Genomic DNA, 19,017 nt, shown 5'->3' with positions numbered 1-19,017 from the left:
ACGTCCGTGCCAGCGTACGCACCGCGGGCGCCTGCGGGTGGCTTCGGGCCAAGAAGGTTCACGGCCGATCGGGATCGAAGGGCAGCGCGGGGAACAGGTGGGTGCCGACACGCAACAGGACGGTCTCCAGCGCCGCGTCGTCGTCCTCGGTGCGCTCGATGTCGCCGGATTCGCCGACCACCATTGCGCGATGGCGGTCGTGAGCAGGGGAACCGGTTCCGGACGCTGTCCACTGCGGCCGTAGGCGATGCTCGTTCAGGTAGCGCTGCTGCTGCCGCGTCGGGGTGTTCGGATCACCGATCTGCGCGAGGAAGTCGGGTGGCGCGGTGTCGTCCAGGGGTTCGGCACCGGGTAGCTGACTCGCCTGCCACGCCCCGAAGGCCACGCCGTAGTGATACACCGCCGACCGGACCCGGTCCCGAAACGCTCGGGGAGCACGTGCGCCGGATCGCCCTGGCCCGGCAGCGCGACCGCGGTAGTAGCGATCCAGCACGAGCTCGGTTGTGCGCTCAAGCTGCGGATGACTCGGGGCGAGCGGCAGCGGTGCCAGTAGCGGCAGGTACGAAGGTCGCGCCCGGAACCCGGTGAGCAGCCAACCCGGGTCCAGTTCGACGACCTGCCTGCGCTGGCCGCTCTCGTAGAGGTCATGAGCGAGCGCCAGTTCGGCAGCCAGCATTCGCAACGTGTCCTGCTCGGTGGGCGACGGTTCCGCCGCCATTCCGGCACGTCGCAGCAGGGCACGGAACCGGTCGACCTCCTCGGGCTGTGCCGGGTCGAAACCGAACCACCCAGCGGCTCTGGCGAGCGGTTCGGCGCTCTCGGCCCAGTCACGCCGCGTCGCGCCTGCCGGGGCGGCGCGCAGGGCGGCCCTACGTACCGTCCGGTTGTGCTCGAGTTCGGTGTGAATATCGACCACGTATGCCATTCCCCTTGCCTGCGCCGCGGCAACGGCGTCGGGGAACTCCTCGGCGCCGAATAGGTCGAACAACTCCCGCAGTTGCACGTCGCGACCGAACTCCAGCAGTCGACCGACGTCGAGATCCGCCAGCACGCGCCGCAACGCCTCGCGGAACTCCACCTCGTGCTCGGCCTGCCTCCGCCGCTGCCGCAGCAGGTGTTCGGTGAGCAGTTCCTCGGCCGGGCGTGCCAGGCTGCTCGCCTGCTCGATGACCGCGTCCACGTCCACGCCCGCCCAGGCGGCCCGGATGGCGGCGTGGTTGCGTGAGGTGGCGACCACTTCGGTCAGCGGCCTACCCGTCAGCTGCGCACGCTCCCACTCGGCGTCCAGGTCGAGCCGCTTCTCCCGTGCTGCCGCACGTAGCGCGTCCGGAAGCGACTCCTCGGCCGGGAGGCCCTGTTCGTGTCGCACCCCGCCGTCCCCGGTCACCCGGAACCGGCTTACGTGGCCGTCCGAGGCGACGACCTCGAGGAGGACGTCCACGGAAGCCCTGTCGTCGAAGGACAGCTCGGCTGCCAGCTCCCTCGCCACCTCCACGGGGTCGGCCACCAGCTCGCCCGGAATCAACTCCGGTCGCGGCGGCGCCCATGGCTGGTCGGTCAGGTCGGTCACGGTAGCGGCGATGTCCGCCAGCAGACCGTAGTGTGGGCCGAGCAGGGTCGCCCAGGTCATCGCGTGCGCCCAGTCATGCTCCTCCAGCGGAGCCAGAGCCGCACGAGCGGCGTTGATCGCTTCCTGCCTGCCCCGCTCCGCCGCGGCGAAGGCCACCCTGGCCGAAGCCAGTTCGGCACGCACCGGGTCGGGCGCAGGGTGCCGTGCGGCACTGGCTCGTTCCGCCGCACGCAACCGCTCGCGTGCCGCCAGGAACGTCTCGGCGGTGTGCGCCAGTGTGGAAAAGACAGTCCTCGCCTGCTCGATGGCCGCCATGGTGTGAGCACCTCCCTGCCGCTGTCCTCCGGTGATGTCCCGAGGTAGGGCACGGGTGATTTCGTCCAGGAAGGCGAGCACCTCGGACGCGACCCCGTGCAGGTGCTCGGCCTGCGCGGCGGTCTGGTCGCTCACCACCTTCAGCCGTGCCCCCGGTCGGGTCAGCCGTGGGAGTTCCGCGCGAACCAGTCGCGCGAGCGCCCGTCCCGGTCGCTGCGGGTCGTAGTCCGGTGTTCGTGCCGCCCGCAGCAGTGCGGGCTCCACCCGGACCGGGTTCCGCTCGGCTTGCCGCCGCCAGTGGCGCAGTGTGCGCCTGACCCGTTCCGCGAGCCTGGCCTCCCGCACCGGGTCGGTCGGCGACAGCCACGGCCGGGTGCTGTCCAGCCGTTGCCGCAGCCCGCTCAGCTCGTGCTCCTCGATGGCGAGCAGGATGTCCGTCGCCTCGGTGGTGATCCCGAGTCGGCTGCGCCTGCCCGGCAGTCTCGGGCCGAGTGACTCGCTCAACTCGGCGGTGATCGCGAACCGGGCGCGTACCCGCACCAGGACGAGCGGGCTGTGTTCCTTCAGTGCCTGGTCGCGACGGTGTCCCGAGCGGGCGGATTCGCCGAGACGGGACTCGGTGTAGCCGCGCCAGCTCGCCTTCTCGGAGTACGGAAGACCAGCTCCGGGAAGGGAACCGCCTGGCAGCCCGATCGTGCCCTTCACCGCGATCCCGCGAAGGACGTCGTGCCGCTGGGTCACGGTCTCGTCCGAGCGGTCCGACCTGCCGAAACCGACGTTGCCCGAGTAGTGACCGACCACTTCGAGCTGAGCCTGGCTCAGTCGCGCTTGGATGTCGACCAGTTGACCGCTGTCCTCGCCGACCTTGGCCACCGAGGTGGGCGTTCCTTCGGCGAGCATGCCCCAAAGCGTGCCCGCACGTGCCTGGCTGAACAGGTGCCGCAACCCCTCGGCGGCGCGTTGCGAGCCCGCATACCCGAGCAGGTCTCGCGTCGCACGAAGGGCGGCAGGCAGCAGCACTTCCTGCGGGCTACCTTCCACGAAGGCCTGCCTGCGTAGCTCACCGAGATCGGTGAGCCTGCGCAGGTCGCTGCGCTGCTGCGGACCTGTCACCGGCCCGCTGAGGAAGCTCGTCGGGTAGCTCAGCAGCGCGATTCCCCGCGACGTCTCGGTAACCACGCGCGGGCGCCCCATGCCGACCCTGCCCAGCAGCGCGGCGAGTCGGCCCTTCGGCATCGGCCGCAGCGACCAGGTGATGCGCTCTTCGAACCGCTGCTGGTAGAGCACATCGCCTTCCCTGGCGAGCAGGGCTTCACTTCGCATCCGGGCACCGGACTCGGTGGAACTCCATCCCGCCCCCTGGGTGCCGTAGCCGTCGCCGGAAAGGTCCGCCGGACCAGCGCCGTGTCCCGCGGTCGCGCCGAGCCTGCTGGCGACGACCCTCCCCTTCGTCCGGCTGCCGAACCGCCAGCTACGCGCGTGGTACTCGTCCCCTCGGTGCCAGGAGACGCCGAGCCTGCGCGGCTGGTCGACGGGGACGAGTTCGTAGCGGGCTTCGAGTTGCCGCCACCCGCGCTTGCCCATCCGCACCGGCCCGGAGTACAGCACGGTGCCCCCCTTTGCGGCCGCGAGCCGCTGGGTGTGCCGCAGGTTCGGCCCCTCGGCAAGCGCGTCCCGCAACTGCGCGACCACGCCGGGGCTATCGACCAGCTCGGCCCGCAACCGCCGAAGCCCACGCAGCGCCTTGGCGTACGGCGAATTGGGCTGGTCCGGCTCACCGGCCTGCGGTCGCCAGCCGGTGAATCGGAGCAGACCGGAGTAGGGCGGTGGGTTGTCCCGGTAGGTGGGCTCCGCGACGCGCCCATGCAGCAGCGAGTGTTCGAGCGTGTCCAGCAGGGCGGTGTCGCTCGCCGATTCGGCCAACTCCACCGCGGCGAACTGCTCCACGGCCCGCGAGACAAGCTGCCGGTCGATCGGCATACCCGAGTCGAGGAGATCGCGGGAGCGCCGCAGCACCGTGCCCGCCGCGACGAGCGGATCGAGCATGAGCTGTCCGGCCGCCATCCGCTCGGGCACACTCCGGTGCCCTTCGACCCATTGGCGCAGCGCGTCGTCGACGACTTCCACCGGTAGCGCGTCGGCCAGCGCGTTGTCCGCTCGGGCGTAGAACTCCAGTGCCTGCGGCAGCGGAAGCACCCACTGGTAGGTCGCCTTCGCGGTACGCCCCCCGGCAACCGGGCCGCTGACCCGGATTTCCAGCTCTGCCTCCAGCAGCACGGCCGAGACCGGAATCGCCCAGTCGGACTCCAGCTCGCCGCTCGGATCGGACTCGACGTCGATCGTCGTCGCCGTCGTCTCGCCCCCGGCGAGCCCGGGGCCGGAACCGGCCTCCCCGAAGAGCTTCCTGCGCGCGACCACCTCGGACTGCCGCCCGCTGAGGCGAAATGCCTGGGAACCGCTCTCGACCTTGTCCAGCGTCCGAACCGCACGGATGCGCTTCACCGCTCCCGTGAGTTCAGCGGTGCCCACCGGAACACCGTCGGACAACATCGCCGGGACCCGCGCGAGCAGGTTGTGTTTGCCCAGCGCGGTCGTCACGGCGGCACGGCTGTCTCCGCCCGGGCGCGCCGGGTCGCCCAGCACCGCTTGCACTTGCTCCAGCAGGCCGTCGGTGTCGAACCGGACGGGACTGCCGCCGGCCAGCAGCTCAAGCGGCACACCATCCGGCGTAGCAACCGCTGCCCCGCCGAGTTCCGCGACACGCAAGTCCGGAGTGGACAGATGTGCGTACTGGTCGCGAATCTCGACGGGCGGGGCGGAGGACTCGACTACGGCGACGCGGAAGCTGACCAGCGCCAGCAGTTCGGTGGTGCCACCGGCGTACTTCACGCGAGACCCGCCGAACTGCCAGGTGGTGTCGGCCCCGCGGACCCCGCTGGTGACCTCACGGCGGGCCCTGCCCGAGAGGTAGGCGATCCCGAGTCGGCGGGTCCTGGCCGACTCCGCTCGGTTGCTCACTCGCGCGCTGGCCATCACCGAGGCGACCGAGTGTCCGCGCTCGCGATGCCCGAGCACGATCCGATCAGCACCGTCCATACTCGATTCGACAAGCAGCTCCGCGACCCGCCCCTCGCCCCGCTGTCCGGTTGCCCGGAACGGGATGCGCATACCCTGTGCCGCCTCCGCAAGCCACAGCCCCGCTGTGTCCTCCGTGAAGCCTTCGGCGGTGGCGTGGGCCTGTTCCGGCGTGGCACCGTGCTGCGCGAGCAGCGTACGTACCGCCTGCCGCAGCGAGTGCAGGCCGGTGACCGCGTGAACCTTGTCCAGCAGGCCCGGCCCGTGCCGCAACGATTCGGCCTGGCCTGTTCGTTCCTGCCCCGGTGGCGTCAGCCCGCCGTGCAACACGGGTACCACGCGCGTGTCCCACAGCCGCTCACCGCGTTCGTCCACACGCACCACCCGGTGAACGTCCAGCACGGGTAAGCGCTCTATTCTCGTCAGCGGTGCACCATTTTGGTCGGTCACGAACTCGGCGCGACCGATCGCCAGCCCGTTCGCCGCGGCCACCTCGGCGGGTACCTGTACGTACGCCGCGCTGTCGAGCCGAATCGCCGTGCGAACCTCGGCTGCCTCCCGCTCGCCGTGCGTTACGGTGATCGACGCGGGAACGTCGTAGGTGTGCTTGGGCCGGAAAGCCAGCTCCTCGGAGAAGACGTAGAACCCGTTGTCGAATCCCACGGCGCGCGTGGAAACCCGGCCGCGCAGGTACTCGCCGGTGACGGCAAGGCCACCGGCCATTCCCCACGCGCGACCGAGCCCGTGCCGATGGGTTACGCGCACGTGGCCGAACATGCTCGAAACGTGGCCGTAGTTGATCCACTTGGCTGCCTCGTGTGTCGGCCGCGCGCGAGCCCAGTCGAGTTGGATCCGCACGACCGGCCGGTGGATCAACCGGCCGCGGGAGTCACGGATCTCGACGGGGTAGCCTTCGGCCGGGTCAAGCGCGTCCCGCATACCCGCGAACATGCCGTGCACCTGACGCACCACCTGTGCCCGGATGTCGGGGTCCGTTCTCGCCCGCACCGGCAGTGCCTCCAGCACGGCATCGATCAGGTGAGTGACTCTGTCGAGACTGGACACTCGACTCTCTTTGCGTAGCTCGGTTTCGTCGCGGCGCCCTGTCCGGAACACCACGGGGTCGGTCAGCGGCCGCTGGTAGGCGTCCAGTACCCAGACGGGAAACCGCTCGTTGCCGAGCGCTACCGCTTCCCGAGCGCCCGCCGCCACCCCGATTCGCGCCTCGGCTTCGATCTCGATGTCGTACATGGACACATCTCCCCGAAGTTCGTGCCCCTGCCCGGACCTCGTCGTGGGCGACACCACGCTGGTCGCCACGTCGCTCTGCCTGTTGACACGCACGAGTGGGTCCAACCCGACGTCGTGACCGGCGACCGCGAGCGTGACCGGAATCTGTCCGATGTAGACGTGCTCGCCGTGGGAGCCGCTGGTGGCGGCGGTTTCCGGCAACTGGACCTGCGATTCGCTCATCCGATCCAGCACGACTGGGGTATGCACGCGCGAGGCTGACCGCATGTGGAACGCCAGGTCGACCTCGACCGGCCCGAACACCAAGCGGTGCCCGCCGGTGCGGAACAGCTTCGCGAACCAGGGAAACAGTAACTCGCTGAGCTCGGCTGCCGTCACGTTCGGCAACCCGTGCCTGTTCAGCACCGGGTTGAGTTCGGCGGCGAGCGTTCTCAGGTGCGGGAGTTCGTCGCTGGCCGGTACCGAAGCCGCCAGTCCGGGCGCGCTGGGTTCCTCCACCGTGATCGCCACGTTCCCGGGTGGCCCGCCTTCGGTGAAGAACGGGTTACCGGAGGCTGGAGAACTCCCGTCGCCGAGGGAATTCACGGGTGCATGCCGGTGGTCATCGTGGTAAACTTCTGAAGAACTTGGCTGGACAGAAGGGATTTCGACGCCGTGAACACTTGCACCGGTCGATGGCTCAGCCGTCGTGGCGTGCGAGCTTGCCTGGCCGTCGGAACCGCAGCCGTCGAAACTTCCCAAGCGCACACGGAAAAGCTCGCTCATCGACGTGCGTGTGTCATGCGATCGCATGCCCGCGGAATCGTCAGCGTCACGCCGCGGAACGTGACCGTCGTCGACAGGATGATCGGATCTTCGTTTTCGCCTTCCCGGAGGGATCTCCGGCTCGGGCGGCGAAACATCACCCTGCGTGGCGCGAGGATGAGCCCGGGGTTCGTGCGGGCGCGCTAGAGTTCTCCCCGTCGGCGCGGGATCTCGCGCCGGTGATGTTCCGGTATCACTTGGATCCTTGTTGTTCGGTCGCTGCGGTGACCCCCGCGGCGTTCGCCCGCCTTTTCCATTCGTATCCGTACTGGACCGCGCTGAGGCCTTGGGGGCGGACCCACCGTCGAGACGGCTCCAGCGTCCCGGGTCCACAATGTCGGGTGCGGGTGACTCCGCGTCGGCACCGGGCTGATCGGGCCGTGCGTCGGGCAGCACGGGGTGAACGACCGCATCTCCCGGGCGCCACAGATCACGCGGCAGCGACTCGATCCCGATGACCCCACCTGGGGACCGCAAGCCGAGCCCGCCCTGGTCGTCGACCCGCGGCACCAGTCCCGTTATCTCTCCGGTGTCCGTTCGCACCAGCAGCGGTAACTCGGCGTCCGCGAGCCGCCGCAGCAATGCCTCCAGGCCCGACGCCGACTCGGGCCGACTCACAACCGTCCGGCTGCCGGACACCTCCGTGAGCAACCCGGCGAGCGTGCCCGCATCCTGAATGTCTCGGTGCGCCAGCGCCTGCTCGATCACCCGCATCCATCGGGGGGCCGGTGCGCCTTCGGTTTCCAGGGCAGGCAGCGCGGGGTTCACGGTGACGGTCGTCCTGCCCACCGGGCGAGCACCAGCCTCGCCCTCGGCCACCTCCGCCACATACAGCCGAACCGGCTGCGCTCCTGAGGTGTCGGGAGGGCCCGCGTCGACGGCCCGCACCAGGTCGGGCTGTGCGCCGGCGACCGCCCACAACACCTGGAACACGGCCTCGCTGCCCATGCCCCCTGGTCCGGCGGACTCCAACCCGAGCGAAGCCCCGAACAGGCTCTCGCGCATGGAATCCGGTGGCGCGCCGTCCGCGCGAGCAGCCAACACGACCTGGTCCAGATCGGCCCAGGTCCAGTGGTCCGGCAACCGATGCAGGTCCAACCCGAAGTCGGCGAGCACCTCGGCCAGCGGCCGAGGTTGCTCATCGGTGAACCGCTCACGCAGTATCCGAATCGTCTCGGGCTGATGCCACCCGGCGACCTGGGCGATCTCCAGGTAGACCAGCGCCTGCTTCCGAATGTATCCGTCCAGCTGGGTCGCGAGGAACTGCGCGTACTGGTCACGATCGGGCGACAGCGGAGCGGAGTCGTAGGACAGGCGCAGGCGGACCCGTTCGCCGGCAAGGAAGTTGCCGCGCCCGAACCAGGTTCGCGAGGTCGCGTTGACAGCCATCGAAACGCCCGCGCCCGCGGCCTGCACCCCGAAACCGGTGGCACCGGCACCCCTGACGATCTCCGTGGCACTCCGGCTGGCAAGCCCACCGATATTGCCCGCCCCCACATCCATGATGAGCAACTGCGACCGCCCCGGCACCCCCGTCGAGCCGTTGTAGTACACGGCAACCAGGACACTCACCTGTCGCAGCAGGGATTCCACGTCGTCACCGATGCCGATCGCCGCCGAATCGACCGAGTTGGGCCACAGCCGAGTCGACTCTCCCGGTATGCCGGGCAGCAACCGCAGAATCAGCTGCTGTTGGTGTGCGCCCTGCACCTTCGCACCGATCTCCCACGGACCAGCGGTGGGCACCTTGTCGATGTAGAGGACGTACTCGCCGGGCCCGAGCTTTTCTACTTTGGACAGATGCGGAATGTCGTCCACCAGTGTGCCGTCAGCGAGCCGCCGCTCGAACGCATCGATCATGCGTTCCGGTTCGGCAGCTGGGTCGGCAAGCAGGCTCCGGAGCCGCTCGGCCTGCGCGGGGTCGCCGACATGCTGGTCTATCAGCTCGAGCAGGGTCCGATCCGTCTGGTGCAGCCGCCGTATGCCGTGCCGAACCCAGTCGTCCATGGCGCTCGCGGTGGCCGCACGCGGGTTCAGTTGCTTCTGCAACGCCTGTGACTTTCGCTCGGCCGTCGCGCGAGTGGTGACGACCTGCATCGCGCCGTCCCCGGTGGCCGTGGCTACCCCGACCGCTTCCGGTCCGGCCGCGGCGGGGTTGTCGACGTTGACCCCGAAGTTCACGGCGCCGCTACCCATCGCTGTTCCGAAAGCCTGGACCGCCAGCTGACTCATCTCTCTGGGGTGCAGGTGCGCTTCACGGTCAAGAATGTCGTCCAGTTTGGTGACCAGGAGCTGGCGCATCTCATCGGCAGGCAGCCGCGGCTCGTTGTCGATCCACTGGCTGGGCAGCAGCATCGTGAACTTGCGGACGTCGAGTCGGCCGTGCGTCGTCACCGCGGCGTGCGTGACCATGGGCGAGATCGTCCCCGGCAGGTCGGCATCCACCTCGACCGCGATCCGCACTTCGTCAGGTAGCTTCGGCCTGCCGCGCTTCGGCTTCGCACTGATGACCACGACGGGTTTGCCGTCGGTGTCGTCGATCTCGACGGCCCGCACCTCGTCCCGGTTGGCGGCTCGCTTGGCCAGCTGTTCGGCGGCGACTCGACGCAGTTCGGTGGCATCCGGGGGAACGAATTCGGGTGTCGTCGCCGGGCTCGGCCGGTGCCCGTTCAGTTCCGCGTCGAGCGCATCCTGACTGCGCACGGATGCGCCCAGAATCCGCAGCGACCGGTCGGCCATGTCCAGCAGGGCGGCGGGATCGAGCAGCGTCGCGAACATCTGGCGCTCTCGAATCGCCTCCGTCCAGAGCGCGTAGGCCAGCGCGAGGTGCTTGAAGTTGATGTACCGCGCCGTCATCCGACCCGCCCGAGAGCCAAGACTCGCGGTGGCCAACGGCGTGATCATTTCGGGCGTGCCTGCCAGCATTCCGAACGCACCGGCCATGGTGGCCTCCACGGGCCACATGGTGAGGTTTTCCCTCATGTACTTCGAGAAGCTTGGTTGCAGCCAAACCGTGGGTCCCTTGGCGATCACGTTGACGATCTGCGTGGCGAGCGCATCCCAGATCGCGACCTCCGGATCGGTAGTCCGTTGCAGGTTCGGAGCGAGCCCGATCCAGTAACGCAGCTCGGAGCCTTCGACTCTGCCGCCCTTGAGTAGCTGGTAGGAATGCGGCGTCATGCCGAGGACCACTGCCGCTCGCAGAGTCTCGCCGCTGTCGAGTTCGATGACCAGCGAGCCGTACTCGGTGACCTCCGCGCCGGCGGCATCCTGCTGCGCGCCGCCGGCCGGCTCCCACGCGGCGCGGCGGATTCCTTCGATCGTTCTTGCCTGCTCCTGGTTCTGGATATAGGACTGCGGAAACGACTTGCTGTTCAGCAGGTCCGCGAGCCGCCGTCCGTGTGACTCCACGGCGGCGCCGAACCTGCTCAGTTCGGTGTCATCGAGTTCGGCGCGCGACTCGTAGGGCGCAGCGTCCGGCAGCTCGGTGTGGAAGACCTCCGCCGCTGGCGACAGCGACCGAACAGCCTTGTTGGCTCCCGTGGTGAGCAGTTCGATCGTCGGTCCGATTCCCCCGCGCCACGTCGCGCGCAGCCGGCGCATCTCGTTGGCTGCCTCGATCTGGTACGCGGCGCCGCGGTACCAGGTGAACGGCGAAACCAAGCTGGACCACGCGTGGTACACGACTCGGCCGACCAAGAACACCTCGTTCACGCCGAGAGCCCCCAGCCAGGACCCGGTGGCGCCCCCCGCGAGGCCCGTGAACCCGCCGCCCTCGCTCATCCATACGTTACGGGCATATGCCCCGATACCCGGCAGTTGCGGCCGGTACCTGGCCACCTCGGCGCGCACGATCTCCCGCAGCGCGGCGTCCACCTCGTCCGGGCTCGCGTGCCGACGCACCTCGACGACGAGTTGACCACCCTCTACCCAACCGCCGGGGAATGCCTCCGACCTGCGCACGGCGGGCGCGTCGGCAGCGTCGGTCACTACGAGCCGGATGGTGAACCCGGGTCGATAGAGCCGACCCGACCACCAGCCGACCCGGACGATGTTGTGGAATTCCGGTTCGCTGGCCGCTACCGGATCGGGAAGCCGGTAGTCGGGGACGTTGAACGACAACTCCGTGATCGGGAACTCGGTCAGCTGCTCGGTGCGAATCCGCTGCACGACCTTGCCGTACACATCGGTGAACGACCCGTCACCGTAGTCACCTGCCCGCAACGACTGCAATGCGTAGGCGAGCCCTTCGGCAGGATGCTCGCCGGCCTCCCGCAGTACGGCGAGCAGGCGCAGCGCAGGCCAGATCCCCGGCCGACGACGGAATTGCTTGTGACGGAGCAACACATCCTCGAACTGCTTGAACCGGGTGTCGCTTCCTTCGAGGACCACGCTGAGCCCAGCGCCCTGGTTGTCGGCGGAACCGTCGCCATGGATGAGTTCACGCAGCTTCGAGTCGACCTGGTGCAATTCGGTGGCGAGCCGGCGAATCCGCGCAGGTACGCCGGGGGCAGAGCGCAGGTGGGCGAAATCGCCCGAACGTCGTCCGGAGTATCCGGCCGTTCTCAACTCATCGGCCAACCGGGCGTGCTCGTCGGCCAACTCGAGTGCCCGCTCGATGATGGCAAGGTCCCGCTCGGCCAGCTTGTCGAGCGCAGGCAAGCCACCGGGATCGGGGACGCCACGAAACAGCCGGGGGGCGTCCGCAGCGGGATCGGCCGATTCGGCGTCCCCTGCGAGGAAAAGGAAGCGTGCGTTGACCTCCGCCAGCGCCTCCGCCTGGTCAAGGAACTGTGCGGCGGAGGCGTCGAACGGTGCCCGCAGTTCTTCGGCTCGGGCCAGCGCCGCCTCGACGGATTGCCTCTTCACGCTTTCCTGTTCGCTACCGGCGATGGCCGCCTCGGCATCGTCCAGTGCGTCCTTGCGCTGCTGGTAGTGCTCAAGGAGTTCGTCGGTGACCTCGGCGAGACGGCGGTAGCCCTCGGCGAGCGCGGTCTGTACGGGGGCAAGGCCCTCACTCATGGGCTGTAGATGCTCGTCAGCACGCTGCCGCAATTGATCTGCCAATCCCGTGACGCGGGGACCGAGCACGTCGAACAACCCCGCGACCGGACCGGCCAGTTCGGCTGCCCGCAGCAGCGCTTCGTTAAGCTGTTCCTCCTCAGCGCGCGCTGTCGCGTCCCTGAGCAGCGTCGTCGCCTCGGCGAGTTGGAGCCAGCCGCGTCGCTGCGCTTCCAGGAGGACTGCTACTTCACGGATCTCCTCCATTTGCCGCCGCTCGGCCGCGACCTGACCAGGCGTGGATGGTCTTTCGTCCGGCTGCCCGGCAGGGGCCGGAGGTTGCCCGGGCATGGCCGGTTGGGATGGCGCGGGTGGCTGGTGCGGCACTGGTTCGAGCGCCAGCTCGGTCAACACGTCGCGTTCGGCGAATCCGCTGGTGACCACCGCGCCGGGCAACTGGCCCACAAGCCACGCCGCGAAACGCGGACCATGCGTGTGGACGGCCGCCGCGACATGCTGCACCGCGTCGGTCGGGATGGGTTCCGGCGACGGCTGTCCAGCGGGAAGACCGTAGTAGTAGCGCTCGATCAGCAACCGCGCGGTTCGCGTCAAGCGGATCTGCTCCGCTTCCCCCAACCGCTCGATCTCGGCCAGCGCGCCAGGCACGAAGTCTGCTGCCGAGCCCGGTATCAGCGCCGAGGGCGCGACCTCTGGCGGGCGCACGTGGAAAGCGTCGGCCAGCCATGCCGGGTCCGACTCCACGAATCGGCGCCGTTCCTCGGCCGCCCACATTCCCCGCAGGAGCAGGTCCGCTGCGATCTGCCGCAGCCGCAGCAGTTCGGCAGGGCCTGGCTGAACCGGAAGCCCGAGCCGTCCGAGCAGGCTGGTGAACTCGCCGGTGATGAACCCGAACCAGTGGGCCGCCTCCTCGACCTGGCGTGGCGCGGCAGGGGCATTCGGCTCGGTCAGTGCCGACCGCAGACGGTCACGAACGGTCTCGCCACGCGTGGCCACCTCGGGCGGGTCGGACCAGGCAAGTCCGGACCACTGCTCGTACAGTCCGCGCAGCCGTTGCGCCCCATGCGTGAGCTGGACGGCCAGCGCCAGCGCCAGGTCCTGGCCGAAGTGGTGGTACAGCTGCGCCACATCGATGTCCGCTTCGGATGCGAGCCACCGGTACACCGTGTCGGCGTCCAGGGTGGCCAGCGCGTCCAGCAGCTGCTCCGGTGGCTCCGGAGCCGTGGTCTCGGCTCCGGATACCCGGGCGCTTACAGCTTCGGCAGTTCCACCGTCGGAAGTTCCAGTGCGTCCAGCACCAGCCACAGTGTCCGCCGCTGCCCCGGCGTCACCGGAATCTCCTCGCGCAGCAGCAGGCCCAGGGTCGCCGACACCAGTTCCTCCCAGTCCCCGATCTCCGCCGCCGCCTCCAGCGGTCGCAGCTCCCGGTCCGGCACCCGGCCCCGCAGCAGCTCCGGCAGGCTCTCGGCCGTCTCGTCCAGCTCGGCCTCCGTCAGGCTCGACACCTCCGGCAGGTTCGACAGCAGCTGCCGCAGACCCATCACCCGCTCGCCCGCTCCGCTCGCCGCGAAGGTCTCCAGCAGCTCGGCCAGCTGCGCCCGTTCCCGCGTCGTCACCGGGTGCGGCTGGCTCCGAAGTCCCCGCAGCAGACTCTCCACGGCCAGCAGCCACTCGCCCGCGTTCCGATACCGGGTCGCCTCCGCCAGGTTCGCCGCGCCCAGCCGGTCGGCGAGCCGCTCCGGCAGCGTCGCCATCCGGCGCGCGATCCCTACCTCGTCGAGGGCCATTGCTGCCTTCCTCCCGTGCGGGTTGACCGGCTTCGTCCGAAGGGGACCCCACCCAAACCGTCACAACCCTACCGCTGGAGCGGAGTTTGATCGTGAGCTCGACTCCATCGTGAACCGTGTGCAGCAGCCACAGCTGCGCATCACCCTCTACCCGGCTCAGCGAATCGCCGCGACGTAGTGCCGCCTCACCCGCCTCTGTGATCAAGGTCGACATCGTGGCCACATCGACCGACCACCCCTGTGGCAGCTTCGCCACGCCCGGCCGCCTGCTACGCGCACCGATTCCGTTAAGGATCCGGCGGGCCACCTTGTCGGTCAGCACGACCTGCTCGGGGGCAGGGTCCGGAATCGGGTTACGCACCACGCCCGGGCCGCTTTCGGGGAATGCGGAGATGATCCCGCCGTCCGGTCCCACCACCACGGTGATCGTGACGCCCTCCCGGACACCGGTGAGTATCCAGCGCCGCTGCGCGCCCTCGAAGGGAGCCTCCTCGAAGTCGACCTGGTCAGGTCGGCGGGCGACATCGAGAATCTCGGCGACGATCCGGTCGTCGGACCAACTCGCCGGGAACTCGGTCTTCCCCGGTTTGCCCGTACCGGGGCGGTGCCCACCACCGGTCGCGTCACCGTCGAGGATGTGCGTGCGACGCTCATCGGAAAGGGTTATCGAACCTGGGTCTGGCGGGGGCGGAGACTTCCCCGCGTCGGGTTCACCAGGGGAAACAGCTTGCGGGCCTGCAAAGAATACGCCGTCAGCCAGCACGGCGGACCTCACCATGTCACCAAGCGAAGCGTCCGACTCGCTCGCCTCGACACCAGCCGGGTCCACCGCTTCTACGCCCCGCTTTTGCAGCGCGGCAGTCAGCAACGCCTGCGTCAGCTCGTCATCGCTGTACCGCACTTGATCAAGCAGCGCCTCCGACAGTGGGCCGTCGCTCGCCCACAATGCTGCCCAGTCGGAATGCGTTCGAATCCGCTCCAACTCGGCCTCGACGGCCCTCCGCTCCTCGGCAGGCAACCGCGCCGTTTCCCGTGCCCAGTTGTCCAACACGACGGCCGTTTCCTGAGCCACCCTGTCCGCCTCAACCAGGACTCTGGCCAACTCCTGGATTGACTCGGCCTCAACGAGCGCCGCACGCACCGAGTTCCATGCTTGCCGAACACGCCCGGCCTCGGGGTGCGTAACCTGGAGCAGGGGACTTTCCGTCTCCACTGCCAGCTCAAGCCACTGCCTCACGGGATCGGATTCCTGCGGCATAGTGAGCTCGTATCGACTCGCAAGTTCACGCAGAGTTCCCGCGAGCTCGACAACGTCGGATTCCCGCTCCGCGCCGCTGTCGTATGCGTCCGTCAATCGTCGGGCTGTGTCGAACAATTCGTAGCTGGGCAGTCCCTCGCGTTCGGCCAACTCGAATACGGCGGCGTCGTAGGAATCCCGGAAGAGTTGGACGAGTTCTGGTGCGAGCCCGCCGAGGTCGGCAAGGTCCGTCGCGAGCTTGAAAGCGAAGTTGTTGACCTCGACGGCGGTTGACGCCGTTCCGATCGGCCGGTGGTCGGCATCCAGCGAAAGGTACAGGCTTTCCCAGTCGAACAGACCCAACCTGCCCGCCGGTTCCCCCCGCTTGCGGAAGCGGATTTTCTCCCCGTGCGCATCGCCATGCAACGCGGCAATCCATCCGCTGGGAGCCCGTTGCGCCTCGGCCGCCAGCCGTTCGAGTGCCAGCACCGATATCGCGGGAACCAGCCCGTCCTGGCCGCGAGCAACAGCGCTCTGCCGAACTTCACGTGTCAGTTCCGCCGCTATTTGCAGCAAACGCGGTGCGCCCGGTTCCGGACCCTGCGTGGCACGTGTGCGCACGTGGAATGCCGCGAAGGCCCTCGCCGCCTGTGCCAGCGACAGTCGCAGGTCTGCCGTGCGCTGTTCACGATCCGCCTCGGTGGTTGCCTGGAGAACCTCATTGGCAAGTTCTCTGGTGGTCTGACCCTGTACAACGGACTCGACCAGGACATACCGGGGCTCGCCCTCCCCGTTCAGGACTGCCGCAGCATACGGGCGTGGCACGTCGAAGAACTCCTCGAAGTCCTGGCGTGCCAGCCACTCGAAAGCCCACATGCGCTGGGCGAGGTTCTCGGCAGTCGGCAGAACGCTCACCACGGCCAGGTCTTCGGCGTCGTGCCTGGACAGCATGTAAGTACCGTCGGTGTCGAGTGGCCGCAACGAGAGACCTGTGGCTGGAATGCCCGTGCGCTTGGCGACGAATTGAGCCAAGTCACCGGAGACTTCCGGAAGCGCGGCAGCGAATGCGGCGAGATTGGCCTGCTCGAAGTCCGGACGCGTACCCGAGGGGCCGGTGAGAGCATGCCTCGCCGAGGCGAGCAGGGAATCCATTTCGACGGCAGGAGAGGGTTGGCCGGTGAGACCTGATGACGTGGACACCGACTCGCCACCGCTGGGGCCGTGCCCCGGCTGCGCACTGGCCGTTGCTGCCGCATTCCCACTCGCGACGGCGACAGGGGGCATCGATCCCGTGTTCAGCACGATGTGCCGGTACAGAACCGTTCTGGCGGCCTGCTCGGCGACCAACTCGACCACGCCGGACTCCGGGGTCCACGCGAGGGATGGCAGTCGCAGCCGGTGCAGATCGGGATCGCGCGAGTTGAGTAGTGCGAGACTGGGACCGCCGAGCTCATCCTGCCGACTTATCAGTAGCCGGAACGGCCGGCCGGAGGAATCGACGATCCGCAGTTCGAGGCCGTCCGGTCCCACCGCTGTTCGGACCTGCCGTATCGAAGCGCCCAGCCGTTGCGAAACCGCGCGCTCAAGGTGACTCCGCATCACCGGGTCCGCGTCGATGCGCAGGTCCGGGATCTCGCGCCCGTGCGAGGTTGTCAGGCCGGAGCGCAAGCGCGCGAGGGTGATCGCGTGGACCTGGTCGGCGATGATTGGCGCCAGCATCGGGTTGGTCATGAAGCCGTGCGACGGAGCGGGCACCGACAGCTCGTAGCCGCCTTCGTATGGCTGGAATGCCTCCTCGCTGGTGACCGAGCGGCGCGCACGAAGGTCATCGAAGTACTGCCATGGCTGGCCGTCGGCACGGACAAGCACCGAGAACTGATCGGCCTGCGACCCGGTTCCGTAGCTGATGTCGACCCGCACTCGCCCGAACCCGACCGGTCTGGCCTCAACGGACACCGGGTGGGCGGCAAGCCTGTTGCGTACAGCTTCCTCGAAGGCAGCCAGTCGCTCGCCGCCAACAGCTGGTGGGCCGTCCGGGGTTGCCGAGGAAGTCGTCTCGGACGTGCCGGGTCGGCTGCGCGATGGTGGAGTATCCGCCGGGTGCTGCTGGTGGCTCACGGGTAGCACGTCGAGGCCAAGGCCACGCAGCGCGGAGAGGTTGTGCCGCAACCGGCCGAGCTCACCTACGACCGTGGCGAGGTCGTGCCGCTCAACCGCTTGTTCCAGGTGCCCCGCTGCCACGCCCGCCTGTTCGAGGTAATCCAGTCGGATCTGACGGTCCGCGTCGGGCATCCCGGCCTGCCCTCGCACGTACGTCGCGAGCAGCCCCAGCCGTGCGGTTACTCGCTGCGGCAGAGCCGCGTACTCCGAACCGGGCTCTCCGTGAGCCCGCGCGATGAGGTCGACGATTTGGCCGACGGCGACCCCATCCGCCTCGACGAAGGTCTCCGCCAGCGCAGCCCCGACCGAGCTGGGAAGGCCCCGGTACGACAGTGCCGCCTCCAGTAGCGCCTGGCCGGCTCGCTGATCATGCTGTACCTCGGCCAGGAAATGCTCGGTGAGCGGACCACCCGGCTCGCCCAGGTATATCCACCTACGCCGCTGATCCGCCGCTTGGAGGAACTCGACCTCCTCGGCGAATCGACTCTGCGGTGGCAGCTCCGAGATCCTCTGCCGCCAGCTATCCATGTTTGCATCGATGCGCTGGATGAGGTCGTGTGCCACCTCAACAAGCTCGGCAAGGGGTCGATCCTCGCGAAGACGCTTCAGCCAGTCTTGCGAGCTCTCTGCAAGCTCGTTTCTCGCCCTGTAAGGAAGAAGAAGCAGACCGCGTCGCACCGCCGACAGCGACTTGAGCCAGAAGTCAACGGACGTGCCCTTAGCCATCGGGTGAACCAGGTACTGCTCGAAGAACGCGTTGACTTCTGCCAGCAGCTCGAATGCCGAGTCCGCGTTCTGCGTGCGGTTGGGAACGAACGTAATAGTCGTCGCGCCGTCCGGACCCACTTCTACGGCAAACCCGGTGTCACGCAACCGTGCGGTACCGGTTGAATTGTCGAACTCGACTCGTGGCTCCGCGACCGGATAACCACCGGGCCGGCCAAGGATCGGCGCCAGGGCACCTTCGGGAGTGATCTTCGCGCGGTCGTCGCCGTCCGCTCGTACTGTGACCTGGCCCGTCGCGCGATCGACCACAACCTCGGTCAAGCCGTCGGCCAGCCGAACGCTCATCGTCTCCGCGTCTACCGTGATCCGCGTACCGGTGGCGCCCTCGCCGGTACGCAGCCCCTCACCGAAATCGGCCAGGGTGAAGGATTGCGGGCTAGTTTGCGAGTATCGCTGAGTGCCGTCCGGTTCGGTTATCGAAACGGAACCATCCCGGCCGATGTGCACGCGAGAACCCCGCGCGGATCCGCCGGCGGCCGTCACGATCAGCGACTTCTCCCTGTCGACCACCACCTGAGGCGGGTCGACCGGCTTGTCCACCCCCAAGGCCGAAGCAAGATTGACACCGGTTGGACGCTCCGCTTCGGCACCGCTGCCGTGCTCGATCGCGTACATCGCTGCGAGGTCGGCGAGCAGTTCCTCCCGGCTGTTCAGCACATACGGCCTGAGATTGTGATAGGGCAAGCCTCCGATCTTCTCGTGCAACCGAACCCAGGCCGGGGTATCGCTCAATTTCGCCAGCTCTGTCGTAGGCACCCTCAGCCAGCTCAATCCGTGCGCGAGTTCGTGCGCGGGAGTCAGGAAATCGTAGGCTGTATTGCTGAGCAGTATGGATGTCCGCGGATTTTGCAGATAGCCGCGCTGGTAATGTGCGTCACTCACATCCCAGGAGTAGCTGAGTGCCGCGAAATCACCTTCCGAAGAAAATGGGGCACGCCCGGTAAACCCGATGGCGATTTCCCTACGGGCAGAATCCGCGACGCCCGTCGCCTCCGGAGTCCAGGTTTGCTCGT

1 protein-coding gene (cut by a window edge) is annotated in these 19,017 nt (G+C 68.3%); it reads right to left on the bottom strand.

Annotated features, from left to right (window positions below; genetic code table 11):
* Window positions 1-58: 58 nt before the first annotated feature.
* Window positions 59-19,017 carry the 3' end of an EndoU domain-containing protein gene (locus FHU38_RS23990; RefSeq protein ID WP_167176663.1) on the bottom strand. 25,414 nt of this gene lie beyond the right edge of the window, so only the last 18,959 of its 44,373 coding nucleotides appear in the window; its start codon lies beyond the right edge, outside the window; its stop codon occupies window positions 59-61.

It is taken from the genome of Saccharomonospora amisosensis (assembly GCF_011761185.1).
In the GTDB taxonomy this organism is placed as follows: domain Bacteria; phylum Actinomycetota; class Actinomycetes; order Mycobacteriales; family Pseudonocardiaceae; genus Saccharomonospora_A; species Saccharomonospora_A amisosensis.
The sequence above is the reverse complement of the archived record's forward strand: the minus strand, read 5'-3'. Positions and strand labels throughout refer to the sequence as shown.